27 protein-coding genes and 1 tRNA gene are annotated in these 23,275 nt (G+C 74.0%); 13 read left to right on the top strand and 15 right to left on the bottom strand.

Features of this window, described 5'->3' with window-relative positions; all coding sequences use genetic code 11:
* Positions 1-3 precede the first annotated feature (3 nt).
* The 4 genes from GA0070562_RS17770 to GA0070562_RS17755 form a co-directional block, all read right to left on the bottom strand.
* Positions 4-1,587, bottom strand: a complete 1,584-nt coding sequence (locus GA0070562_RS17770; RefSeq protein WP_091423043.1) for an ATP-dependent DNA ligase — start codon at positions 1,585-1,587, stop codon at positions 4-6.
* Positions 1,588-1,667: 80 nt separating this feature from the next.
* Positions 1,668-1,874 carry a hypothetical protein gene (locus GA0070562_RS17765; protein WP_018786943.1) on the bottom strand — a complete coding sequence of 69 codons (207 nt, stop codon included), beginning with the start codon at positions 1,872-1,874 and terminating at the stop codon, positions 1,668-1,670.
* A gap of 78 nt (positions 1,875-1,952) precedes the next feature.
* Positions 1,953-3,317: a dipeptidase gene (locus GA0070562_RS17760; RefSeq protein WP_091423041.1), complete on the bottom strand. Its 1,365-nt coding sequence runs from the start codon at positions 3,315-3,317 to the stop codon at positions 1,953-1,955.
* Positions 3,318-3,338: 21 nt separating this feature from the next.
* Positions 3,339-3,992: a uridine kinase family protein gene (locus GA0070562_RS17755; RefSeq protein WP_175438778.1), complete on the bottom strand. Its 654-nt coding sequence runs from the start codon at positions 3,990-3,992 to the stop codon at positions 3,339-3,341.
* 111 nt (positions 3,993-4,103) lie between these two features.
* On the opposite strand from GA0070562_RS17755, the gene GA0070562_RS17750 reads away from it, so the two are divergent.
* Positions 4,104-4,505: a rhodanese-like domain-containing protein gene (locus GA0070562_RS17750; protein WP_091423038.1), complete on the top strand. Its 402-nt coding sequence runs from the start codon at positions 4,104-4,106 to the stop codon at positions 4,503-4,505.
* Here the strand turns inward: GA0070562_RS17750 and GA0070562_RS17745 are convergent.
* From GA0070562_RS17745 to ssb, 3 genes are all read right to left on the bottom strand, one after another.
* Positions 4,499-6,043, bottom strand: coding sequence for a cobyric acid synthase (locus GA0070562_RS17745; RefSeq protein WP_091423035.1), 1,545 nt, complete (start codon positions 6,041-6,043; stop codon positions 4,499-4,501). The genes GA0070562_RS17750 and GA0070562_RS17745 overlap by 7 nt on opposite strands.
* Complete coding sequence (locus GA0070562_RS17740; protein WP_419780103.1) at positions 6,040-7,056, bottom strand: cobalamin biosynthesis protein; 1,017 nt, start codon at positions 7,054-7,056, stop codon at positions 6,040-6,042. The genes GA0070562_RS17745 and GA0070562_RS17740 overlap by 4 nt, the downstream gene beginning before the upstream one ends.
* Positions 7,057-7,143: 87 nt before the next feature.
* Entirely contained in the window at positions 7,144-8,040 is an 897-nt protein-coding gene (ssb, locus tag GA0070562_RS17735) for a single-stranded DNA-binding protein (RefSeq protein WP_091423032.1), read from the bottom strand.
* Between the two features lie 285 nt (positions 8,041-8,325).
* Here ssb and GA0070562_RS17730 point away from each other — a divergent pair, with 285 nt between their 5' ends.
* Both GA0070562_RS17730 and GA0070562_RS17725 read left to right on the top strand, forming a co-directional pair.
* Positions 8,326-8,736, top strand: coding sequence for an HPF/RaiA family ribosome-associated protein (locus GA0070562_RS17730; RefSeq protein WP_091423030.1), 411 nt, complete (start codon positions 8,326-8,328; stop codon positions 8,734-8,736).
* Between the two features lie 77 nt (positions 8,737-8,813).
* On the top strand, positions 8,814-9,830 hold the full coding sequence (locus tag GA0070562_RS17725) for an alpha/beta hydrolase (RefSeq protein ID WP_175438777.1): 1,017 nt from the start codon (positions 8,814-8,816) through the stop codon (positions 9,828-9,830).
* A gap of 24 nt (positions 9,831-9,854) precedes the next feature.
* On the opposite strand, the gene GA0070562_RS17720 is transcribed toward GA0070562_RS17725, so the two are convergent.
* A complete protein-coding gene (locus tag GA0070562_RS17720; protein ID WP_091423027.1) occupies positions 9,855-10,589 on the bottom strand; it encodes a hypothetical protein in 735 nt (244 codons plus the stop codon).
* Between the two features lie 172 nt (positions 10,590-10,761).
* Here GA0070562_RS17720 and GA0070562_RS17715 point away from each other — a divergent pair.
* Positions 10,762-10,837: transfer RNA gene (locus GA0070562_RS17715), tRNA-Arg, on the top strand.
* 173 nt (positions 10,838-11,010) lie between these two features.
* Here the strand turns inward: GA0070562_RS17715 and GA0070562_RS17710 are convergent.
* The gene (locus GA0070562_RS17710) at positions 11,011-11,412 is read right to left on the bottom strand and encodes a nuclear transport factor 2 family protein (protein ID WP_091423023.1); all 402 of its coding nucleotides are present in this window, start codon (positions 11,410-11,412) and stop codon (positions 11,011-11,013) included.
* A 799-nt stretch (positions 11,413-12,211) separates the two neighbouring features.
* On the opposite strand from GA0070562_RS17710, the gene GA0070562_RS17705 reads away from it, so the two are divergent.
* Positions 12,212-12,679, top strand: coding sequence for an NUDIX domain-containing protein (locus GA0070562_RS17705; RefSeq protein ID WP_091423020.1), 468 nt, complete (start codon positions 12,212-12,214; stop codon positions 12,677-12,679).
* Between the two features lie 61 nt (positions 12,680-12,740).
* On the opposite strand, the gene GA0070562_RS17700 is transcribed toward GA0070562_RS17705, so the two are convergent.
* Both GA0070562_RS17700 and GA0070562_RS17695 read right to left on the bottom strand, forming a co-directional pair.
* Positions 12,741-13,277, bottom strand: coding sequence for a barstar family protein (locus GA0070562_RS17700; protein ID WP_091423016.1), 537 nt, complete (start codon positions 13,275-13,277; stop codon positions 12,741-12,743).
* Positions 13,278-13,367: 90 nt separating this feature from the next.
* The gene (locus GA0070562_RS17695) at positions 13,368-14,096 is read right to left on the bottom strand and encodes an SDR family oxidoreductase (RefSeq protein WP_091423012.1); all 729 of its coding nucleotides are present in this window, start codon (positions 14,094-14,096) and stop codon (positions 13,368-13,370) included.
* Positions 14,097-14,171: 75 nt separating this feature from the next.
* On the opposite strand from GA0070562_RS17695, the gene GA0070562_RS17690 reads away from it, so the two are divergent.
* The gene (locus GA0070562_RS17690; protein ID WP_091423328.1) at positions 14,172-14,543 is read left to right on the top strand and encodes a MerR family transcriptional regulator; all 372 of its coding nucleotides are present in this window, start codon (positions 14,172-14,174) and stop codon (positions 14,541-14,543) included.
* Between the two features lie 7 nt (positions 14,544-14,550).
* Here GA0070562_RS17690 and GA0070562_RS17685 read toward each other — a convergent pair whose 3' ends face one another.
* The 3 genes from GA0070562_RS17685 to GA0070562_RS17675 all read right to left on the bottom strand — a co-directional run bounded on the left by GA0070562_RS17685 (position 14,551) and on the right by GA0070562_RS17675 (position 16,435).
* Positions 14,551-15,405, bottom strand: coding sequence for an aminopeptidase (locus tag GA0070562_RS17685; protein ID WP_091423010.1), 855 nt, complete (start codon positions 15,403-15,405; stop codon positions 14,551-14,553).
* A gap of 136 nt (positions 15,406-15,541) precedes the next feature.
* The gene (locus GA0070562_RS17680) at positions 15,542-15,952 is read right to left on the bottom strand and encodes a pyridoxamine 5'-phosphate oxidase family protein (protein ID WP_091423007.1); all 411 of its coding nucleotides are present in this window, start codon (positions 15,950-15,952) and stop codon (positions 15,542-15,544) included.
* Between the two features lie 42 nt (positions 15,953-15,994).
* The gene (locus GA0070562_RS17675) at positions 15,995-16,435 is read right to left on the bottom strand and encodes an Rv0361 family membrane protein (RefSeq protein ID WP_091423004.1); all 441 of its coding nucleotides are present in this window, start codon (positions 16,433-16,435) and stop codon (positions 15,995-15,997) included.
* A 73-nt stretch (positions 16,436-16,508) separates the two neighbouring features.
* On the opposite strand from GA0070562_RS17675, the gene GA0070562_RS17670 reads away from it, so the two are divergent.
* The 5 genes from GA0070562_RS17670 (at position 16,509) to GA0070562_RS17650 (ending at position 21,362) form a co-directional block, all read left to right on the top strand.
* Positions 16,509-17,309 carry a class I SAM-dependent methyltransferase gene (locus GA0070562_RS17670; protein WP_091423000.1) on the top strand — a complete coding sequence of 267 codons (801 nt, stop codon included), beginning with the start codon at positions 16,509-16,511 and terminating at the stop codon, positions 17,307-17,309.
* Positions 17,310-17,457: 148 nt separating this feature from the next.
* Entirely contained in the window at positions 17,458-18,633 is a 1,176-nt protein-coding gene (locus GA0070562_RS17665) for an ATP-binding protein (RefSeq protein ID WP_091422996.1), read from the top strand.
* Entirely contained in the window at positions 18,623-19,819 is a 1,197-nt protein-coding gene (locus GA0070562_RS17660) for a hypothetical protein (RefSeq protein ID WP_091422994.1), read from the top strand. The genes GA0070562_RS17665 and GA0070562_RS17660 overlap by 11 nt, the downstream gene beginning before the upstream one ends.
* A complete protein-coding gene (locus tag GA0070562_RS17655; protein ID WP_091422991.1) occupies positions 19,789-20,505 on the top strand; it encodes a response regulator transcription factor in 717 nt (238 codons plus the stop codon). Before GA0070562_RS17660 ends, GA0070562_RS17655 begins: the two co-directional genes overlap by 31 nt.
* A gap of 74 nt (positions 20,506-20,579) precedes the next feature.
* Positions 20,580-21,362, top strand: a complete 783-nt coding sequence (locus GA0070562_RS17650) for a hypothetical protein (protein WP_091422989.1) — start codon at positions 20,580-20,582, stop codon at positions 21,360-21,362.
* Here the strand turns inward: GA0070562_RS17650 and GA0070562_RS17645 are convergent, their stop codons facing one another.
* Positions 21,363-22,115: a lysophospholipid acyltransferase family protein gene (locus GA0070562_RS17645; RefSeq protein WP_091422986.1), complete on the bottom strand. Its 753-nt coding sequence runs from the start codon at positions 22,113-22,115 to the stop codon at positions 21,363-21,365.
* 99 nt (positions 22,116-22,214) lie between these two features.
* Between GA0070562_RS17645 and GA0070562_RS17640 the strand changes: the two genes are divergently transcribed.
* On the top strand, positions 22,215-22,874 hold the full coding sequence (locus GA0070562_RS17640; RefSeq protein WP_091422983.1) for an alpha/beta hydrolase: 660 nt from the start codon (positions 22,215-22,217) through the stop codon (positions 22,872-22,874).
* A 9-nt stretch (positions 22,875-22,883) separates the two neighbouring features.
* Entirely contained in the window at positions 22,884-23,273 is a 390-nt protein-coding gene (locus tag GA0070562_RS17635; RefSeq protein WP_047890580.1) for a VOC family protein, read from the top strand.
* Positions 23,274-23,275 lie beyond the last annotated feature (2 nt).

Genomic DNA, 23,275 nt, shown 5'->3' with positions numbered 1-23,275 from the left:
CCGTCAGCCGGTGACCCGGCCGGCGTGGATCGCGCGGACCGCGTCGATGGTGTCCGCCTCGGCGGCGGTCTTGTCGTCGCGGTAGCGCAGCACGCGCGCGAAGCGCAACGCCATGCCGCCCGGGTACCGGCTGCTGGTCTGCACCCCGTCGAACGCGATCTCGACCACCTGCTCCGGCCGCACCCGCACCACCCAGTCGCCCTTCTCCACGGCGAGCGACAGGAACCGCTCGGTCTGCCAGCGCAACAGCTCGTCGGTGAGCCCCTTGAAGGTCTTGCCGAGCATGACGAACTCACCGGTGCGCGGATCGCGGGCGCCGAGGTGCAGGTTGGACAGCCAGCCCTCCCGCCGGCCGCTGCCCCACTCGACCGCCAGGACCACCAGGTCGAGCGTGTGCCGCGGCTTGACCTTGACCCAGGCCGAGCCGCGCCGGCCGGCGTCGTAGGGCGCGGCCGGGTCCTTGACCACCACGCCCTCCTGCCCGGCGTCGACCGCCGCGGCGAACGCCGTGGCTGCCTGCGCCACGTCGTCCACCTCGACCCGGTCGACGAGCAGCGAGGCGTCGACCGCGCCGGTCAGGGCCGCCCACCGCTCCCGCCCGGGCGCGTCGATCAGGTCGGTGCCGTCGAGGTGCAGCAGGTCGAAGAAGTACGGCGTGAGCACCGGCTCGCCGGTGCGCTCGGCGGCGGCCAGCACGGCGGGCGCGACCTGCGTCGGCCCGGTGGTGCTGGGCGTGGTGCGCCGGGCCGCCCGGCTGGACGTCTCCTGGAACGGCAGCGGCCGGCCGGCGGCGTCGAGCCCGATCGCCTCGCCGTCGAGCACCAGCTCACGGGCGGGAAGCGCGCGGACGGCGGCCACCACCTGGGGCAGCCGGCCGGTGATCTCGTCCAGGCTGCGGGTGAAGACCGCTATGTCCGGGCCGGAGCGGTGCACCTGGATGCGGATGCCGTCGAGCTTGACGTCGACCACCGCCGGCACACCGGTGGCGGTCAGCGCCTCGTCGACCGAGGGCGCGCTCTGCGCCAGCATCGGCGCGAGCGGCCGGCCCACCTGGAGCCCGAACCCGGCCAGCGCGGGGGCGCCCCCGGTGAGCGCTGCCACCGCCACCGCCCGCAGGTCACCGGCGAGCAGCAGGGCCCGCCGGACGGCCGTGACCGGTACGTCGGCGGCGCGCGCGACCGCGTCCGCCAGCAGTCCGGCCTGCGCGCCCTGGCGCAGCTCGCCCCGGAACAGGCCGGTCAGCAGGCGCTGCTCGTCGGCGGTGGCGGCGGCGAAGAGACGACCGACCAGCTCCCGTCGCCGGGCCTGCGAACCGGCCCCGGCGACGCGGGAGATCTCCTCGATCGCCGCGTCGACGGCGGCGACGGTGAGCGTCGGCTCGGCGGCCGGCGGGGGCAGGTCACGCAGGCCCGCCCAGCCGACACCGGTCTGACGTTGGCGCAGCTCACCGGCGAGGTAGCCGGCGCCGGCCGGGATCTCGCCCGGCTCCAGCCCTCGAAGCGCGGCAGCCAGCAGCTCCACCTTGGCCCGTCGGCCGCTGGTGGCTCCGACCGCGGCCGAGGTGGCCGCCAGCTCCGCGAAACGCACGCCCACATCCTGCCAGCCGCGTGTGACATCGGGGCGGATCCGGCGGCCCGGCACACCGCACGGGTGCGCCGGGCCGACGGTCAGGCCGAGACGGGTTCCTCGATGCGCAGGCCGCGCCCGCGCACGCCCTCGGCGACCCGGGTGAGCAGCGCGTCGAGCGTGACCAGGGCGGCGGAGAGCTCGCCGATCTGTTCGTTGAGCGTGTCCTCGGACCACGCGGAGACGTCGACGTCCCCCAGAGCACGGACGGCGGCCTGAAGCCGCTCCACCTCGTCGTTCGTACGCATGTTCGAAAGGCTATAACACCCCGCCCGCCGACACACCACAAACTCCGACATCGGCCCCGAAGTTACGGTTTCGACACCTCAGGCGCGGTTTCCGGCCTCCGCCACCCGGGCCAGCAGCAGCGCCTCGGCCAGGCACACCCGGGCGAACTCGCCCAGGTGCAGGCTCTCGTTCGGCCCGTGCGCCCGCGCGTGCGGGTCCTCCACACCGGTCACCAGGATCGCGGCCTGCGGGAACATCTCCTGGAACGTGGCGATGAACGGGATCGACCCGCCGACCCCGATGTCCACCGGGTCGGTGCCGTCCCAGGCCGTCCGGAACGCCGACCGGGCCGCGTCGAACATCGGCCCGGAGGCGTCGATGACGCAGGGTGCGCCGTCGTGCTCGAACGTCACCGACACCTGCGCGCCCCACGGCGCGTGCCGCTCCAGGTGCGCGGTCAGGGCCGCGTACGCCTTCTTCGGGTCGTCGCCCGGCGCCAGCCGTACGCTCAGCTTCGCCTTCGCGGACGGCACCAGCGCGTTCGGGGCCTCGCCGGTGGCCGGCGCGTCCACGCCGAGGATCGCCAGCGCCGGCTTGGTCCAGAGCCGGTCGGTGATCCGGCCGGTGCCGAACAGCTTCGCGCCGTCGACCAGGCCGGCCTCGGCGCGGAACCGGTCCTCCGGGTAGTCGACGCTGGCGCCCTCGCGGGCGGCCAGCCCGTCCACCGCGACGTCGCCGGCCTCGTCGTGCAGCGTGGCGAGCAGCTTCACCAGCGCGGTGAGCGCGTCCGGCACGGCGCCGCCGAACATGCCGCTGTGCACCGCGTGGTCGAGCGTGCGCACCTCCACGAAGCAGTTGACGATGCCCCGCAGCGACGTGGTCAGCGCCGGCACGCCGACGTCCCAGTTGGTGGAGTCGGCGATCACGATGACGTCCGAGGCCAGGTCGTCGCGGTGCTCGGCGAGCAGCCGCTCCAGCGAGTCCGAGCCGTACTCCTCCTCGCCCTCGATGAACAGCACCACGCCGACCGGGAGCCGGTCGCCGAACGCGCGCAGCGCGGCGACGTGCGCCATGATGCCGGCCTTGTCGTCGGCGGCGCCCCGCCCGTACAGGCGGCCGTCGCGCTCCACCGGCTCGAACGGGTCCGACTCCCACAGTGACAGGTCGCCGACCGGCTGCACGTCGTGGTGCGCGTACATGAGCACGGTGGGGGCGCCGGGCGGGGCCGCCTTCGTGCCGATCACGGCCGGCTGGCCGCCGGACCGGACGATCCGCGTGTCGAGGCCGCAGCCGCGCAGCAGCTCCGCCACCGCCTCGGCGGAACGCTCCACGTGCGAGTGGTCGAAGCCCTCGAAGGCGATGCCCGGGATGCGGACGAGTCGCTCGAGGTCGGCACGGACGCCGGGGAGTTCCCGCTCGACGGCGGCCCGCACCTCGGACTCGGAGAGGATCGGAGTGGTCATGACCGGAATCGTATGCCGGGCTTACCCCGCCACGTCGCCCGAGCCCGATCGCCTTCCGGCGCGCACGTAGTAGCGGTCCCCGTCGTGCGGCAGGTCCGGGGCGCCGTCGACGACCAGGTCCACCGCTGCCGCCGTACCGTCGGCGGCGAAGTGCGCCTGCTCCCCCGCGTGCCAGCGGCGCAGCTCCGGCAGGATCTGCTCCCCGTCGCGGGCCAGCGCCCGGCGCAACCGCAGCTCGGCCGGCGCGGTGACCAGCACCGACAGCGTCAGCTCGGGGCGTACCGCGGCGCGGGCGGCGCTCACCCCCTCGACGATCAGCACCGGTCCGGCCGGCACCGGCACCACCCGGTCCAGGAAACGGCGGCGCACCCAGCTGTAGCGGCGGTACCCGCCCACCCGGCCGGCCCGCAGCGGGCCGAGCACCTGCTCCTCCAGCCGGGTCCAGAAGCTGAGCTGGTCGTCCCAGCCGTCGAGCAGGTCGTCGGTGTGCACTAGCGGCGGGCGGACACCGCCCGCGTGCGCCGCGAGGGCGTCCGCGAGGCGCGCCGCGAACCGGCTCTTGCCCGCGCCGCTGGGCCCGTCGACTGCGACCAGTCGGGTACGCCCCAACCGCGCCGGCCCGGCCAGCACCCGGTGGGCCAACCCGGAGTACGCCTCGATCACTGCGACGTTCACCCGACCGACGCTAACGTTCCCCCGTCCGCTGGAACCTGCGACCCGGGCGGACCGTTTCACCGAGCGGCGACTCGGTGCGCTGGGCATCATCGGGGGGTGCTCCATGACGTGATGTGTCCGGGCGTCGACGCCCTCCTGGAACAGGCCCGCGCCGGTCTCCGCCGGCTCACTCCGCACGAGACCGTCGAGGCGGTCCGTGGCGGCGCGCTGCTGATCGACACGCGTACCGAGGCGCAGCGCCGCGAGGAGGGTGAGCTGCCCGGCGCGATCGTCATCGACCGCACGGTGCTGGAGTGGCGGCTCGACCCGGCCTGCGCGTGGCGCATACCTGAGGCCACCGGGTACGACCGCGAGGTCGTCGTGGTGTGCCGGGAGGGGTACAGCTCCAGCCTGGCCGCCGCCAGCCTCCAGACGCTGGGGCTGCGGCAGGCCACCGACATGATCGGCGGGGTGCAGGGCTGGCGGGAGGCCGGACTGCCGATGTCCGACCGCCCGGCCGACGTGCGCTACTGACCTGGTGGCGCGCCGGGTGGCACGAACGGCAGTCCCGGCGGTGGGCCGGACTCGATCAGCCGCCACAGCGCGTCCGTGTCGAGGTGCTCCTCCACCATGTCGCCGAGCAGGTCCAGCGTCCGCTCCCGGGCCGCCGCGAAGGACGTGTCCGGCGCGACCTTGAAGCCGGTCCGCCCGGCCGCCTCCGCGACCTCGGTCAGGAACCGGCGGCGGAACGCGTCGGAGGAGAAGGCGCCGTGCCAGTGCGTGCCGTAGACGGTGCCGAGGCGCGCGCCCTCGCCGGTGCCGTCGGCGTAGCGCAGCAGCGGCGCGAGGCCCGGGTCGGCGGCGGAGACCCGGCCGTGGTGGATCTCGTAGCCGTGCACCGGCACGTCGCCGGCGGCGGTGCCCTCGGCCCGGCGGACCGTCTTGCGCGGCTCGAAGGTGATCTCGACGGGCAGCAGCCCGAGGCCGGGTACGGTGCCCCGGCGGCTCTCCACCGCATCGTGGATCGCCCGGCCCAGCATCTGGAAGCCGCCGCAGATGCCGAGCAGCGGCCGTCCGGCGGCGGCGTGCGCCCGGACCGCGTCGGCCAGGCCGGTCTCCCGCAGCCAGGCCAGGTCGGCGACTGTCGACTTGGTGCCGGGGAGCACCACCAGGTCGGCGGCGGCCAGTTCGGCCGGCTCGACGGTGAGGCGTACCCGCACACCCGGCTCGGTGGCCAGCGCCTCCACGTCGGTGGCGTTGCTGATCCGGGGCAGCCGGACCACTGCGACGTCGAGCCAGTCGGTGCCCCGGGGCGCGGCTGGCCGGCCGAGCACCCGCCCGTACGCGAGCGAGTCCTCCGCGTCCAGCCACAGGTCCAGCGCCCAGGGCACCACCCCGTACGTCGGGCGGCCGGTGACCCGGCGCAGCATGTCCAGCCCCGGCTGGAGCAGCCCGCGGTCGCCCCGGAACTTGTTCACCACGAACCCGGCCACGAGCGCCTGGTCGGCCGCGTCGAGCAGGGCGACGGTGCCGAACATCGAGGCGAACACGCCGCCCCGGTCGATGTCGCCGACCACGATCGTGGGCAGCCCGGCCTGCCGCGCCAGCCCCATGTTGACGTAGTCGCCGTCGCGCAGGTTGATCTCGGCGGGGCTGCCCGCGCCCTCGCAGATCACCACGTCGTACTCGGCCCGCAGCTCGGCCAGCGCCGCGTACGCCGTGGTGGCGAGCCGGGACCGCACCTCGTGGTAGTTGCCGGCGGTGACCGTGTCGACCGCCTCGCCGAGCAGCACCACCTGGCTGGCGTGGTCGCTGCCCGGCTTGAGCAGCACCGGATTGAAGCGCAGGTCGGCTTCGAGCCCACAGGCGGCGGCCTGCATCGCCTGGGCACGGCCCAGTTCGCCGCCGCGACCGTCCGGCCCGACCACCACGGCGGAGTTGTTCGACATGTTCTGCGCCTTGAACGGGGCGACCCGGACGCCCCGGCGGCGCAGCCAGCGGCAGATGCCGGCGGTGAGCACGCTCTTACCGGCGTCGGACGTGGTGCCGGCGACCAGCAGCCCGCCGCTCACCGCCCGCTCCCCCGACGGGCCGCACGCGTGAGGAGGCCCAGCGCGGCCCGCCCGGCGGCCCCGGCCAGGCGGCCGACTGTCACCGGATACAGCGCGGCCAGGCCGAGCGCGGCCACACCCACGGTGCCGGAGATCCGGGCGGCCCGCTTCAGGTGCCGCGCCTCGGGGCGAGGGCCGTCACCGAGGAAGGGCCGGGTCTCGGCGCGGCCGAAGTAGACGTTGCGCCCGCCGAGCCGGACGCCGAGAGCGCCGGCCATGGCCGCCTCGCACTGACCGGCGTTCGGGCTCGGGTGGTCGGCCCGGTCCCGCCGCCACACGTGCCAGGCGGCGGCGCGGTCGCCGTGTGCCACCGGCGCGACGGCCACCGTGAGCAGCCCGGTGAGCCGGGACGGCATCAGGTTCAGCGCGTCGTCCAGCCGGGCCGCCGGGGTGCCGAAGCGGGCGTACCGGGGCGAGCGGTGGCCGACCATCGCGTCGAGCGTGTTCGCCGCTCGGTAGCCGAGCAGGCCGGGCAGGCCCGCCACCGCGCCCCAGACCAGCGGGGCGACCACGGCGTCCGAGGTGTTCTCGGCGACCGATTCGACTGTGGCGCGGGCGAGTTCGGGCTCGTCGAGGGCGGACGGATCCCGCCCGCAGAGGTTGCCGAGGCGGGCCCGGGCGGCGGGCAGGTCGGCCCGGCCCAGCGCCCGTGCCATCACCCTGGACTCGTGCCGCAGCGTGCGCCCGCCCAGCACCGTCCAGGTGCCGGCCGCCACCAGCGCGGCCCGGGCCACCGGATGGCGGCGGGTCGCCAGCGCGGCGGCGACGCCGAGCAGGACCGGCCCGCCGACTGCGAGCGCCGTGAACGCGGTGCCGGCCGCCCGGTCGGGGCGGTAGACCCGGCGTTCCAGCGCACCGGCCGCCGTGCCGAAGCCGGCCACCGGATGCCACCGGCGGGGGTCGCCGAGCAGGGCGTCGAGCGCGTAGCCCGCCACCAACCCGGTCGCGTTCGCCATCGCGGTCGCCTGCCGCACCCGTCACCACCTCCGGCCGGCCAGCCTAGTCGTACCGCGGGGTGGTGACGCCGACGTCACCACCCCGCGCCCCCGTCGGACGAAGAGTCAGGCGGGCACCGGGGTACGCCGCCGGCCGCGGCGCCCGGAGGTGGTCCCGGCGGCGCCGGCCGGACTCGCGCCACCCGGCTCGCCCTCACCCGGTCCACCGGCACCCGGTGCCGTGACGACCTCACCCAGCTCGTCGTCCCCCGCCGGGGCCGGCTCGTCGCCCTCCTCGGGGGACAGCTCGTCGTCCTCCGCCGGCAGGCCCGGGCCGGTGCGGGACGGACCGTCCGCCCGCATGCCCGACGGGCCGACCGGATCGCGCGGCAGGCCGACGGACGGACCACCGAACCGGGCGTCCCTGCCGGGACCGGGCTCGCCGGGCCGGTCGTCGGACGGGTCAGGTTCGCCCACCCGCTCGACGGTGCCGACGAGCCCGACCCGGCCGCCCCCGTACTCCGGCGGCGGGAAGTCGTCGTCGAAGGGCCGGTCGTCGAACGTCGCCGGGGCCTGCGCGTCCGGCACCGGCTCGGTCGCCTCGCCGTGCACCCGCTGCTCGGCCTCCGCGTCCTCGACCGTGCTGGTGGCCGCGCGGGGCTGGTTACGCAGGAAGCGGGCGCGGCCCCGGGACAGGTCGTGCCCGACGGCGACCGCCTCCAGCTCGTAGAGCGTGCGGTGGGTGCCCGCCTCGTCGGTCCAGTCCCGGGTGTAGAGGCGGCCGGCGACGATCACCGGATCACCGACCGCCACCGAGGCGGCCACCCCCTCGGCGAGTCGGCGCCAGCAGTTGACGCGTACCCGAAGGCTGTTGCCGTCGACCCAGCGGCCGCTGTCGCGGTCGAGCCGGCGGGCGGTCGAGGCGACCTTGAAGTTGGCCACCAGCGTTCCGCTCTGCGTGGTCCGGCGCCACTCCGGCGCGGTCAGCACGTTGCCGACGATCGTCACGTACGTATCGAACATCGCCCCTCCCAGGGATCGCTTGTCCCGGTGAGCGTCGGCCGGTCGCCCTGCCCGGACCACCCCGCCGGCCCGGACCTGTGGATGACGAGCCGCCCTGTGGACAACCACCTGATCAAGGTCCCGATCTGCTAGGCCCACCGGCCCTACGGGTCTGACCTGCGTCGACGCATGATCGAAAGGAGCCGGCAGGCAGGCGTTCCGGAATCACGCCGGTTGGGTAAGTACTTGATCAACCGAGAGAAAGGGAGCTCCCATGCTTCTCCGAGACGTCCGCGAGGCAGGGCGATGAGCGCCGTGGCGAACCCCGCGACCGTGGCCGAGTGCCTGCGGGTCGGCGCCGGGTTCTCCCAGGGCGACCGCAACTGGATCGCCGAGCAGTTCGCGACCCTGGACACCCGGCTCGCCGGCTTCCACGCCGACGCCACCGAGCTGGAGGTGTCCGTCAAGGACCGCGAGGCCCGGGGCCAGAAGGTGACCCTGGAGTGCTGGATCGCCGGACGGCAGAAGATCGTCACCACCTCGACCGAGGAGGATCTGCACGCCGCGCTGAACGACGTCCGGGACGACCTGCGCCGCAAGCTCAACGACGCGAAGACCCGGCAGGAGCCGCGCCACAACAAGCACCTGCGCGCCGTCGACCAGCCCGAGGGTGCACCGTTGCAGGACGCCGAGCGCGAGGACGCCGAAACCGCCTGAGGCCGCATGCCCCCGTCCGTCCGGTGCGGGCGGGCGGGGGCTACCGCCGGGTAGCGCGGCGGCGTACCGTCGCGGTCGTGGAACCGGACGTGCTGGGCGCCCCATACGAGCGGCGGACGATCGACCTGGGCACCGACGACGAGGGGCCGGTGGTCGCGACCCTGGTGCGTCGGCGGGCCGACCGCCCGACCGGCCGCGCCGTGCTGTACGTGCACGGCTTCGTCGACTACTTCTTCCAGACCCACGTGGCCGACTTCTTCGCCGAGCGCGGCTGGGACTTCTACGCGCTCGACCTGCGCAAGTACGGCCGCAGCCTGCTCCCGCACCAGACCCCGAACTTCTGCCGCGACCTGAGCGACTACTTCCCCGAGCTGGACGCCGCCGCGGAGATCATCCGCGCCGAGGAGGGGCACGACACCCTGCTCGCCATGGGCCACTCGACCGGCGGCCTGATCATCTCGCTCTGGGCGAACGACCGCCGCGACGCCGACCTGGTCGACGGCATCGTGCTCAACAGCCCCTTCTTCGACATCAACGCGCCCTGGATGGTCCGCCGGCCCCTCGCGGCCGCCGTCTCCCGCCTGGGCCGCAGGGCGCCGCAGCGTGTCCTGCCGTTCGGGCTGGGCACGGTGTACGGCGAGAGCCTGCACGCCGACCACCGGGGTGAGTGGCGGTACGACCTGGCCTGGAAGCCGCTCGCCGGATTCCCGGTCCGGGCCGGCTGGATCAACGCGATCCGCGCCGGTCAGCGCCGGCTGCGGGCCGGGCTGGACATCCCGGTGCCGGTGCTGCTCGCCTGCTCCACGCGCAGCTTCCGGGGCACGAAGTGGCACGACAGCGCCACCGGCGCCGACGCGGTGCTCGACGTCGAGCACATGGTGCGCTGGGCGCCCCGCCTCGGCCGGCATGTCACCCTGGCCCGCTTCGACGGCGGGCTGCACGACCTCACACTGTCCAGTCCCGGCGTACGCGAGAAGGTCTTCGCGGAGGTCGGACGGTGGGCGGAGGGGTTCCTGCGCGCCGGGCCGACCGAGCCGGAGCCCACGACGCCGCCGGCCCCGCGGCGGCCGGCCGACGCGACCGCCGAGGGCTGAGGCCGGACCGGTCCCGCCGCCGGTTCAGTCGGCGACGACCGCCGCGAGCGCGGACCGGATCCGGTCGAACGTGGCGATCGGGTGACCGCCCGCCCGCGCGGGCAGGACCACGCCCAGGCAGCGCAGCGCCGGTCCGCCGTCCGGCCTGGCCTCGACCGCGAACACCGGCGCGCCCACGTACCCGGCGGGCAGCTCCGTCGTGACCCGCACCTCGCCGCCGTCCCGGGCGACCCGCTCGACCACCGCCTCCAACGGCCGCGACCCGCCGTCGCCGACGCCCAGGGCCAGCACGAACGCCGAGGCGGGCGCCGCGCCGATCCGGGCGACCGAGTCGGCCGGCGCGGCCACCGCCTCGGTGACATGCTGGGTACGCCAGCGCCAGCCCCGGTCGTCGGCCCAGCCGTGCAGACCGCCGGTCGGCATCGCGGCGAGCCCCAGTTCCGGCAGGTGCAGCCAGTGGTCGGCGAAACCGGGCAGGTCGATCGGCTCGTCCGCCCCCTCGGCCGGTTCGGTGACGCTCGGCCGCAACCCGATCTCGCCGTACGCGCGGCCGGTGAGCGCGTCGGCGGTGAGCAGCCACTCGTGCGCGATCTCGCCGTCGTCGGTGGCGCCGACCAGCTCGCTGTAGAAGAAGGCGGTGCCGAGGACGCCGGGCGGTGTGCCCGGTCCGTCCGAGCCGGTGAGGGGCAGGATGGCCCGCCCGAGGAGCTGACACAGCTCGAAGACGATCTCGTTCTCGGTTTCCTGGTCGAGCAGCATCCGACGAGGGTACGGATCGCGTCCCGCCCGGCCCGCGCCGGACCCGCCGGAACTGTGGTGCCGGTCCGGGCCCCGGCGTGGGACGCTGGACGGCGGAACGGACGCGCCGACCCGTACCCCCGGGCACGCCGGGAGCGGCGGTACCCTCTTGGCGCGACGACCGTCGGCGCGCGCGCCCGTAGCTCAGCGGATAGAGCAGGGGACTTCTAATCCCAAGGCCGCAGGTTCGAATCCTGCCGGGCGCACCATCCCCACCACAGGTCAACGGCTTCCCGCTCGGTCGAATCGATCACCACGGCCCACGTACAGCCAAGTCAGCCGAAGAGGTGTTCGCGGCCTCATCCGCGCAGGCGTGCCGCAGGTCGTGCAGCCTGAGCCAGTCGAGGCGGCCCGCAAGCGGGCCGCAGACGACAAGGTGAAGTCATGGGCGCAGCGGCGCCCGTCGCGGTTTCACCTTCCGATAGGCGATCCGCCACCCTGCGGCCTCTCGACGAACGATGTCCTCGTAAACCACGCTGCCGACTGATCCGTTGGAATTGATGCCAATCCCTTTCGACACAGCCCGGACGGTCCCGTCCGCGTCCTCGATTACGTAGACGTTCGTGACATGGTGGCCCACAGGATTCCTGTCCCCTAGGGCTAGAGCTGCTTGCTTGATTGCCTCACAGCCGTGCAACTCGCCAGCTCCGAAGGCTGTCACGTCGTACACCACGTCGACAGCGAACAGCTCGTCCATCCTGTCGAGTTCGCCGGCGTCCATGAGATGCCCGTGCAGAGCTATCAGCTCGTGGACCGCCAACTTGTCTTCCGCTGAGAGCGTCATCAGCGAACCCTCCCCGTACAGCCATCTGTACAGCCAAGACTGCCGGCAGAAGGTTTGAATCCTGCCGGGCGCACCATCCCCACCGCAGGTCAACGGCTTGTCGGTGCCGGCCGGTGCTTCCTCTCTCAGCCGCCGCCACGGATCAATGGATCAAACGTACAGCCATCGACACAGATCCCGAGGCCACTGTCGGCGCCCAGCCGCGCCGAGAAGTGATGTCGGGCAAGTGGGCGGTTGGCGCAGGCCACTACGCTCCACAGCAGAACGGTGGGACTCGACTCTCCACCTCCCGGGCTCTTGGAGGTAGTGGTGCCGGTCGTGCTCGGGCCATACCCGCTGTGCCCGACGTGCCAGAAGACGAACGGCGGCCTCATCGCCGCCAAGCACCGCCAGATTCACCTCCGGGCGCACGGCAGGGAGGCGTGTGTCGATGCGGGCCTTGCCGGACTGCTGGCCTGCCTCTGGGCTGTCTGCGAGACGCGTAGCTGTTGCGAGAACGACCGTGGGCGCGCGTACGTCGTACCGACCGCGGACACATGTGACGCAGCAGAACACCTGCTGACCAGGCTCGGACTGCGCCCGACGAATCTCGACGGGATCCTCTATTTCCACAGGCCCAGCTCGTTTCGACTGGACGACGCCGGCCAGGTGCGACGCGTGCTCGAACAACCAGGCGGTGCCCACTCGCGCTGGCGGGTGAACGAGAACGGGGTGTTCCAACCCGTCCGCCCCGGAGACGGAGCCGCCGAGCCTGACGCCGGTCCATGACGAGCGTCCTCCCGGCGACTACCGTGCCCTGATGGCCGTCTCGTCGTACGTGGCCCGGCTGCGGGCGGTGATCGGCCACGAGGTGATCCAGATGCCGTCGGTCTCGGTCGTCGTCGACGACGACCGCGCACGGATCCTGCTGGTACGTCATGCCGAGGACGGGAACGGATGGGCGGTACCCGGCGGTGCGGTCGACATCGGAGAGTCCCCGGCCCAGGCAGCCGTGCGTGAGATCCGCGAGGAGATCGGCGTCCGGATCAGCCGGCCGCGGCTGCTGGACGTGCTGGGCGGCCCCGACTACGAGGTGACCTACCCGAACGGCGACCGCGTCGCCTACGTCACCGCGGTCTACCAGGCGACCATCGCCGACGGAGAGCCGATCCCCGACCACAAGGAGATCAGCGAGCTGAACTGGTTCACCCCATCGCAGCTAGCCGGTGCCGATCTCAACCGCTTCTCCCGGGCTCTGCTGCGGGCCACCGGTCACCTCGCCGGTTGACGGCGACCGCTTCTCGCAGGCCGCTCCGGCGCCGACGGCCGACTGAAAGGCAGCTTCCCGGTCAGTCCGGTCGGCGGTTGGCGTCCGCCCACTCCGCGTCGTTCCAGAGCGCGGGGACCGCGCCGACCGGCTGGAACCGGGTCTGCGGATCGTTGCTCTGGACGAGACACATGAGACGGCGGCCGATCAGGCTTGCGCTTCGGGCGTGACGCGCCATCGTGTCCAGCACGATCTGGGCGGACCGCGGGCAGTGCGTGGCGAACGTGTCGTAGCCGGTGAACACGAGGACGAGGCCGGCCGCCTCGGGCGGCCACCCGTACTCCTGGCTCACCACGTCGCGCATGCAGTCGTTGAGGGCGTCGAGGTTGTGCCCGTAGTAGCCGGGAAACCCGAGCACTGCGGCCATGTCCCGGTGCATCGCCTCCTCGGTCGTCCAGCCCGAGGCGTCCAGGTGGGTGACCTGGTAGCCGTGATCGCGCAGCCACCCGGTCGTCCGATCGAGGATCGACGAGCGCCAGAAGAGAGTCACCGGCGTATTGCTCATGAGGCGGAAAGCCCGGTCTCCGCTGAGATCGGCTTCCGCGTCGAAGGCGGCCACGACCGGGAGAGTACAGCCATGCCCGTACGCGAGTACGACGCTCCTCGACGGCGTCTGCCCGGCCGTCGAGGAGCGCGGCCGGTAGGCAGATCAGGCCGCCGTCAGCGCCGCCAGGGCACGGTCCATCGCGGCGTTGAACTCCTCCGGCGTCAGCGTCAGCCGGGACTTGACGTCGCGGCTCCACTGGTCGGCGAGGACCTCGGCGGAACCCGCCTCGACGCCGTCGAGCGCCGCGTCGGCCAGATCGGACGGCGCGATCTTGTCGACGGGCCAGCCCGCGGACATGTCGGTGTCGGCCAGGCCGAGGTGCACCGCCGTCACGAGCGTGCCCTGGTCGGCGAGTTCCAGGCGTACGCCGTTCGTCATCGCCCACGCGGCAGCCTTGGTCAGGTGGTACGCGCCGGCGCCCCTGGTTCCGAACCACGACATGGCGGAGAGCACGTTCACGATCGCGCCTCCGCCGTTGCGGGCGAGCGCCGGCGCGAAGGCCCGGATCATCTCCAGGTGGCCGAGCACGTTGGTCTCCACCTCGTGCCGCACCGCGTCCAGCGAACCGGTCACCAGGTCGGTTCCGGTCTGGATTCCCGCGTTGTTGACGAGCAGCGTGACGTCCGGGGCGGCAGCGGCGACGGCACGTACCGATGCGGGACTGGTGATGTCGAGCGGCAGCACCTCGACCCCGGGCAGGTCGACGGTCTCCGGCCGGCGGGCCGTCGCGTAGACCTTGCGGGCGCCCCGTTCGAGCAGGCGCTGGGCGAAGGCGCGGCCCAGGCCGCGGTTGGCTCCGGTGACGAGAGCGATCGAGTCGTTGATGTCCATGCCGGGTACGCTAAAACCTGACGTTGACGTCAGAGGCAAGTGTCGATCGCCGGGATCGGGGTGAGAGGGGTCACCATGACCACGACCGCAGCCGAGCGGCTGATCCGCATCGGTGAGGTGGCGCGGGGCGCCGGTGTCTCGGTGCGCGCCGTGCGCTACTACGAGGAACAGGGTCTTCTCGTCCCCCGGCGCAGCGCGTCCGGCCAGCGCCTCTACCGGCCGGACACGATCACGCTGGTGCGCTTCATCCAGCAGATGTACGCGGCCGGGCTGACCAGCAGCCGGATCGCGGAACTCCTGCCGTGCTGGGACTCCGGGCACACCGACCCCGCACAGCGGGCCATGCTGCGCGCCGAGCGCGAGCGCATCCAGGCCAAGGTCGACGACCTGCGGGCCGCGCTGGACCGCCTCGACGAGGTCATCGCCATCACCGACACGCACCCGTAGGCGCCCGTTATCCGCGGCCCTCGGTCTCACGGAGAGCACGCCGAGCGCCGACGACCGCCAGCCCCACGCCGCCGAGCGCAACTGCTGTCTCCACTGCCGAGGACACCTCAAGGGCGCTTCCTGGTGAAGCACCCACGCTCACCATGAATCCCGGTTGCAGGAAGGCGTCCCTGGCGGGCTCGACAAACCTCCACCAACTCGCCCACGCGGAGGCGAGGTCCGCGCAGGCCCGCACGGCGACCACCGCCAGCAGGACCATCCCCGCCGTGAGGAGTCCGCGCCGGTCGCCCCGCCATCCGGACCACGCCAGCACCCCGGCGGTCACGAGCGCGGCGAGCAACGCCGGCTGCAGCGCCAGGAGCAGCTCGGGCAGCGGCGGGTCGCCGGGCGTCGCCGCCACGCTCAGCTCGCACCAGACGAGCACGGCCACCGCCAGGACCGTCGTCACCACACCCCGCCGTCCGCCGCGTGCCGGCAACGCCGGCACGGCAACGGAAAGCAGGAGTACGCCGAGTGCCAAGCCCCACGCGGTCAGGCGTTGCTGGTCCAGGCCCTCCCGCAGGCTCTCCACAAAGTACGTCCGCGTCGCCGCCTGGCTCCCCCGCGGCCCGCCCGCGTCAGCCACCCGTTCTCGGTGCCAGAGCAGGTTCGCCGCTGCCACCAGGGCGAAAACCCCGGCGCCGGCGGCGACGCCCCACCGCACCCGGGGCGTACCGGAGGCGGTGAGCGCGTGGCCAGCCAGCGCCGCCAGCGTGACCACTGCCCACAGAAGCGACGCCTCCCGCATGGCGAGCAGCGCCGCTCCGACCGACAGCAGCCCGGCCACGACCGCGGCGACTCCCAGGCCCGACGACAAGCGCATGGCGCAGAGAGTGGCACAGGAATCCGGGCCGCGATGACCCGCCGGTTTCGTCGGTGGTCTCGGGCATGATCGCGTGCGCCGCCAGACGACGACGCGGGTGCCCCGAACGAGATCTCCTACTGGGGTTCTCCGGGGACTAGCGTGCCGTGCCGGCGAGCAGCCACCGCCGGACCGGCACCTCCAGCAGCACCCGGTCACCGTCCGCGGTGACCGGCTGCCGGATGTCCCATCCGCCGTACTTCTCGGCGAATGCCGCGACGATCCCGGGCGGGAAGCCGGTGCGGTGTACGCGGGCCTCGCCCTCCGCGACGACCGGGTGGACACCGTCCTCCAGGGCGAGCGAGACGCGGGGGTCGGCCGCCACGTTGCGGGCCTTCACGCTGCGCCCCTCGCAGCCGATCCACCAGACGCCGTCGGCGTAGACGAACCACACCGGCGTGACGTGCGGGGAGCCGTCACGGCGTAGCGTGCAGAGCCAGACGTTGCGCTCGCGGGCGAGCCGGTCCTCGACGGCCGGCGGAAGCGGTGTGGCGAAAGATGAGGCCATGCGACAAGTGGATCAGGTGTCACGCGGCGGCACGTGACCGGCTCACTCGCAGATCCGCCACTCGCCGTCTTCCTTGACCATCGGGAACGACTGCGTCACGTTCGTGCCGACCGCCGGCGTGAAGCGGATGGTCGTCGACCCGCTCACCCGCCCGTTGTTGTTCGACACGTTGAGCCCGGTGATCTCGTAGCCGGTGAACTCCGGCTGGGAGGACTGCTGCCGGGTGAAGTCCGCCTCGCTGACCCGGTCGCGCACCGAGGAGCAGAACTGCCGGTACGCGGCGGGATAGTCGCGGTCGACGATCGCCTCGGCGTACGTCTCCGCTGTGGACCGGGCCGGACCGGTGGCTTCCTGCACGGCCCGGAAGAGGAAGAAACCGGCGAGCACACCGCCGGAGCAACAGATCGCCAGCACCACGCCGAGCACGATGAACAAGGTTCGCTTGGACTTCTTCGGCGGCACCATGGCCGGCTGGTATGCCATACCCCGCAGGGTAGGAAACGCCGGCAACCGTAAACCGGATGCTGCGGCTCCGCTTCTCGGCGACCATCGATCGATGCCCGCACACCGCCCGGCCGAGCCGGACATCAGTCGCTACTACACAGAGGTCTACGTCGAGGCCGACCGGCTGGAAGGGTCACCGCAGGGCCGGCTGGAGGCACGGCGTACCCGGGATCTGCTCGCCCGGCTGCTGCCCGCCGCACCCGCGGACGTGCTGGACGTCGGCGGCGGTCCCGGGGCCTACGCGGGCCCGCTCGCCGCGGCCGGTTACCGGGTGCACCTGGTCGACCTGGTGCCCGCGCACGTGGCGGCGGCGCGGTCCGCGTACCCGCTGGTGACCGCGTCGGTGGGTGACGCCCGCGCGTTGCCGTCGCCCGACGCGGCGGCGGACGCGACGCTGCTGCTCGGCCCGCTCTACCACCTGCCGCGGCAGGCCGACCGGGTGGCGGCGCTGCGCGAGGCGGCGCGGGTGACCCGGCCGGGCGGGACGGTCGTGGCGGCGGCGATCAGCCGCCACGCCGCGCTGATCGACCTGAGCGCGCAGGGCCGCGTGGACGAGCACAACCGTCAGTTGCTGCGCGCCGAGTACGAGACCGGCGTGAACGATCCGCGCACCGGGTTCACCACCGCGTTCTTCCATCGGCCGGAGGAACTGGCCGCCGACTTCGTCGCGGCCGGACTGCCCACCCCGGAGGTGTACGGGGTGGAGGGTCCGCTGTGGCCGCTGCTGAACGCGCTCGGCACCGGGTCGCACGAGCGGTTGTTCGCCGACGCGGTGGCCTGCGCCGAGACGTTCGAGCGGGACGCCGCGATCGTCGGCGCCAGCGCCCACCTGCTCGCCGCCGCGCGCCGCTGACCGTCGGGCCGGACCGCCGCCTGCTTTACGCCGGAACGAAACTCGTCAAGCACCAAGGGTGACCAGTTGCGACAAACCATGTTATTCTCCAGCGTCAATCTATGCCGCGCGGACCCGGCCGGGTCGCTGCCGGAAGGACATCCCCCCGATGCCGGTCGCTGCCGCCATGCCCCTGTCACGGCCCTCGCCGGCCCGTCCGGCGGGTGACGCGTTCGGCCTGATCTTCACGACCACGCCGGCGCTGCTTCGGCTCACCTGCGGCCTGGTCGGCGCTGCGGTCGCGCTGTCGGTGCGTACGCCGCCGGTGCGGGTGGCGCTGCTGATCCCCGCGGTCGTCGTGCTGACCGCCTGGTCGGTCTGGTACGCGTTCCGCGCGTTCCGGCACGGGATCGGCGGCGCGCTGGTCGCCGGTGACGTGGCGCTGACCACCGCCACCGCGCTCGCCGTGCCGTGGCTGGTCGCGCCGGAGGTGCTGCCAGGCGAGGCGAGCTGGGTCGCGGTGCTGGCCAGCTCGACAGTCATCAACGCGCAGGCCACCGCCCCGGCCCGCTGGTCCGTGCCGGCCGGTCTGCTGGTCACCGCCGCGTACGTCACCGGCGCCACGCTGGCCGGCGACCCTGCCGAGGCGCGGGCCCACGCCGGGACGCTGCTGGTGCAGACCGGCAGCACGGCGGTGATGACGGCGGTGATGCGCCGCCGGATCGGCCGCGCCGACGCCGCGTTCGCCGACTACCAGCGCCTGTCCCGCGAGGCGGTGGTGGCGCGTGCGGCCCGCGAGGACGAACGGCGGCAGAACCGCGACCTGCACGACACCGTCCTGGGCACGCTCACCATGGTCGGCCTCGGCGCCGTACCGGACTCGGCGACGTTGCGCCGGCGGTGCGCAGACGATCTGCGTACCCTCACCGCCCTGGCGGGTGCGCGGACCGCGACCGCGGCCGGCGAGGCCGACCTGGACGAACGTCTGCGCGAGGTGCTGGCCGGGACGCCCGGGCCGGCGGTGACCGCGACGCTTGCGCCGTGCCGGCTGCCGGCGGAGGTCGCCACGGCGCTCGCCGACAGCGCCGCCGCCGCGCTGGCGAACGTGGCGCGGCACGCGCCGGGCGCGGCCACGTCGCTGTGCCTGGCCCGCGAGGGCGGCACCGTCGTGGTCGAGGTGGTCGACGACGGTCCCGGGTTCGACCCGTCCACGGTCCCGGCCCACCGGTACGGGCTGCGCGAGTCGATCCACGGGAGGATGAGCACTGTGGGCGGTCGGGCGGTGGTGACTTCCGCCCCTGGCGCCGGCACCCGGATTCGGCTGGAGTGGTCCGATGGCGAGTGAGTCGGGTACGGCCGTGTCGGCCGGCCCCGCGCTGCGCCCGCTGCCCCGGCCGCGCGCGGCGACGCGCTCCGGAGCGGCCACCGCCCCGCCGGAGGCGCACGCGGTGGCCGACGCGTCCGACGGTGGCGCGCGGATCGCCGTGATCGTCATCGCGGCGGCCTGGCACCTGGCGGTCGCGCTGCCGGCCGTGTTGCGGGCCGGACCGGGGATGGCCTTCCCGGCCGTGGTGGCGGCGGGCTGGCTGGTGACCGCGCTGGTCGGGGTCGGGGCCGGCGTACGGCTGCTGCGCGGCGGGCTGCCGGCGGCCGGGCCGCTGGCCGCGGTGCTGCTGGTGGTCGACGCGGCGGTGGTCGCCGGGGCCGGCGAACGGTTCCTGTTCAGCACCGCCAACTGGGTGTGGGGCGGCCTGGCCTGGTTCTTCCTGCTGGTGCTCTGGCAGCGGCCGGTGCGCTGGCTGCTGGTCATGCTCGCGGCGCACGGCACGACGGCGCTGGCGGCGGTGGTGCTGTACGGGGCGACCGCCCCGGCCGACCTGAGCCGGGCCGCGATGTACGTCTACGGCACCTCCACCCTGCCGGTGGCGGTCTTCGTCGGCGCGGCGGCGCTCACCGCGCAGGCCCGGGGTCGGGCGGCCACCGCGGCGGCGACGCTCGCCGTGGCGGCGGAGCGGGAGGCGGCCGAGCGGGCCCGCACCGAACGGCAGGCGCGGCTGGCCCTGGTCAGCGGCACGGCAGAGGAGGTGCTGGCCGAACTGGCGGCGGGCGACGCCGACCCGGCCGACCCGGCGGTACGGCGGCGCGCGGTGCTGGCGGCGGCCCGGCTGCGCCGGCTGATCGCCGAGTCGGACGACGTTCCGGACGCGCTGCTGCACGAACTGCGTGCGGCGGCCGACCTGGCCGAGCGCAACGGACTGCCGATCGACCTGGTGTCGGTCGGCACGCCACCGGAACTGCCGGTGGAGATCAGGCGCGGCCTGGCCGACCCGCTCACCGCGGCGCTCGCCGCCGCCGAGGGCTGGGCCCGGCTCACAGTGGTCGCGGCCCCGGACGAGGTGGTGGTCAGCCTGGTGACACCGGAGCACGACGGCCCGGACGAGCCGGCGACCGGCGGGGACGGGCCGGTGGAACACCTGCACGAGCGGGACGGGGAGATCAGATGGACGCAGACCCGCTGGCGGCGGACGTGAACGCCGGAACCCCGATCGGGGTGGCGATCGTGGACGACCATCCGGTGGTGATCGACGGGGTGCGCGCCTGGCTGGCCCGCGAACCCCGGTTGCGGGTGCTGGCCACCGGCGACGACCCGGACGAGGTGCTGCGGGCCGCGCCGGACGCCGAGGTGGTGCTGCTCGACCTGCGCCTGCACGGCCGGATGGTGCTGGACAAGCTGGCCGAGCTGAGCGCGGCCGGGCGCCGGGTGGTGGTCTACTCCGAGCACAGCGACCCGACGACCATGCTTGCCGCGCTCGACGCCGGGGCGGTGGCGTTCCTGGCCAAGCACGAGGGGCGCGAGCACTGTGTGGCCACCGTGCTGGCGGCGGCGAGCGACCGGCCGTACGTGCCGCCGGCTCTGGCCGGCGCGATGGTGGGTGACGCCCGCCCGGATCGTCCGTCCCTGTCGGACAAGGAGCGCGAGGCGCTGCTGCTGTGGTTCCAGTCGATGTCGAAGGCGTCGGTGGCCCGCCGGATGCAGATCAGTGAGCACACCGTGAAGCAGTACGTCGACCGTGCGCGGATCAAATACACCCGAGCGGGGCGCCCGGCCGCCACGAAGGCGGCACTGCTCGCCCGGGCGATCGAGGACGGACTCGTCCGACCGGAAGATATCGGCATCTACCGGTCGCAGGCGTCGGCCGACCGGCCGACCCCCTAACAGGTGTCATGACAGTCACCCCAGGAACCGGGCAGGCTGACCGGTACCGCCAACCGTCATCGGGAGGTCGTACCGTGCCGGAGGACGCCACACCCTTCTTCGTCGGACCGCATCGGTTCGACGCCGACGACGACCCCACCCGTCCCGTGCTCGACCGGCGCTACGAGCTGGTGCCCGAGCCGGGCGAACGTCTGCTCGGTCAGCACTGCCTGCGCGTCGCCGGTCACCTGCTCGGTCCGAGCGAGGACGTCCGCTGCTGGTCGCTGCCCTCGCCGGCGACGATCACCGTGACCGAGCGACGGCTGGCGTACGTCTGCACCGGTTCCGAACTGTCTGTGGTCTCCGGGCGGGACAGCCGGGCGGGTGCCCGGCACCGGCGTCCGGTCCGGCTGTCCCGCCTGGTCAGCGGCCAGATCCGCTGGCAGTGGCCGTCCCGGCTGGAACTGGCCGAGGTGGGCGACGGCATCGCCGAGCTGCGCATCGTCTGCGACGCGCTGCGCACCATCCGGCAGCCGGCGCTGGCGCTGACCGGCCCGGTCGGTCTGGTCGCCGGGCTGGCCCGGCAGGTACGCCGCTCGGTGGCCGGGTTCCGGCTCGCCAACGCCGACCTGGTGGACCTGTCCCCGCCGGAACGGGACGTCCTCGCCGTCCGGGGGGCCGCCTCCCCCGGTCCGACGCTGGGCACCGTGACGCTGCCGGGCTCGCTGCCGGTGGAGTTCCTGTCCCGCGACGACTACTACCGTCCGCCCGAGGCCGAGGCCGAGGCCGAGGCGTCGCCGTGGGCGTGGTCCGGCTTCCCCGCCCACGACCACCCGGCTCCGCCTGCTGACGCTCCCCCGCAGCGGAACCCGGCGTAGTCAGGAGGCGCTGCGGGTGCGGCGCTCGGACCGGTCCAGCTCGACTGCCTCCTCCGGGGTCGGCGCGCTGCCGCCCAGGTGCGCCGGCTGCCACCAGGTGTCGTCCGGGCCGGACGGCTTGTCCGGGTACTCCCGCTGGGCCCGGTCGACCAGCGCCGACAAGCGGGTACGCAGGTCGGCGGTCATGGCTGTGGCGTCCGGGTAGGCGGACGGGTCCATCGGGTCGCCGACGATGATGGTGATCGGGGTGTGCCGGCGGGTCAGCGTGCGCGGGCGGCCCTTCGTCCACAGCCGCTGGGTGCCCCAGAGCGCGACCGGCAGCAGCGGCACGCCCGCCTCCTGCGACATCCGGGCCGCGCCGTTCTTCAGGTCCTTCACGGTGAAGGAGCGGCTGATCGTCGCCTCCGGGAAGACGCCCACCACCTCGCCCCCGCGCAGCGCGCTCACCGCGGCGGCGTACGAGCCGGCGCCGGCGGACCGGTTGACCGGGATGTGCTTCATGCCGCGCATCAGCGGACCGGAGACGCGGTGCCGGAAGACGCTGTCCTTCGCCATGAACCGGACCAGCCGCTTGGCCGGGTGCGCGCCGTAGCCGCAGAAGATGAAGTCGAGGTAGCTCACGTGGTTGGACGCGAGCACGGCGCCGCCGGTGTGCGGCACGTGGTCGCTGCCGGACACGTCGAGGCGCAGGTCGAGGAGCCGGAACATCGTCTTCGCGGCGGTGATCACAGGGGGGTACACGAGTTCCGACATGTCGAAACTTTACCCCGAGTAGGTTACGCGACCGTAGGGCCGATCTGCCCTCGGCAGACCCGGGTCGCGCACCGGCCCGGGCCCGGCGACGATGGCGCCATGACTGAACGCGCTGTGCTGCTCTGGATTCACGGCGGAGGCTGGCGGGCCCGGGCCGAGGAGGACGGGACGGCGCTCGCGTCCCTCGGGCTGCGCGTGGTGCCGGCCACGTACCGGTTCTCGCACCAGGCGCGCTGGCCGGCCCAGCTCGACGACGTCCGCGTCTCGGCCCGGGCCGCCCGGGCCGAGGCGGGCGGCCTGCCGCTGCTGGTGGGCGGTGACTCGGCCGGCGGGATGCTGGCCCTTCAGCTCGGCCTGCGCGGGGTGGACCGGCCCGGCGACGTGGCCGGGGTGCTCGCGTACTGGGCCCCCGTCGACCCGCTCGACCCGGAGCAGCGGCGCCGGCGCGCCCCCGGCGACGACCCGTGGACCGACCTGCTGGGCCATCCGCCGGCCGCGGGCGACCCGGCCACCGTCGACGCGACCGTCGCCACCCACCTCGGCTCCGGCGTGCCGGTGCTGCTGGTCCAGGGGCGCGACGACGTCGCGGTGCCGGCCGCCCAGCCGGTCGAACTGGCCGGCCGGCTGCTCGCCGCCGGGCACCCGGCGCACCTCTGGCTCACCCACGGCGGTCACGCGCTCGACCTGGCCCGGCCCGACCTGCGCGCGGCTGCCGCCGCGTTCCTGGACAGCGTCCTGCCCGCCGTCGCGGGCGACTAGGTTCGAGGCATGCCCGACCTCGCCGCGATCGTCATCCACTGCCGCGACCCCTACCTGCTGGCCCCGTTCTGGAGTGCGGTCACCGGGCTGCCGGTGGTCGAGGCGGACCGGGTGAAGCTCGCCGAGGGCACGCTCGCGCCGACGGAGGCGGTGCTGCTGCGCGATCCGCACGGGCGGCGTCCGGATCTGTGGATCAGCCCCGCCGACGTGTTGCCGGAGCCCGGCCGGATCCACCTCGACCTGGTCGGCGACGCCGAGGAGCGGGCCGCGGTTCTGGAGGCGGGCGCGACAGTCGTCCGCGAGCTGCCGCGCTGGACCGTGCTTGCCGACCCGGAGGGCAACGAGTTCTGCCTGCTCCCGCCGAACGAGGCACACACCGCGCCGCCGCCCGGGCACTGAAC

The organism is Micromonospora tulbaghiae (assembly GCF_900091605.1).
Taxonomy (GTDB): domain Bacteria; phylum Actinomycetota; class Actinomycetes; order Mycobacteriales; family Micromonosporaceae; genus Micromonospora; species Micromonospora tulbaghiae.
Note: the sequence above shows the minus strand (reverse complement) of the source record. Positions and strands in the feature narration are given on the sequence as shown.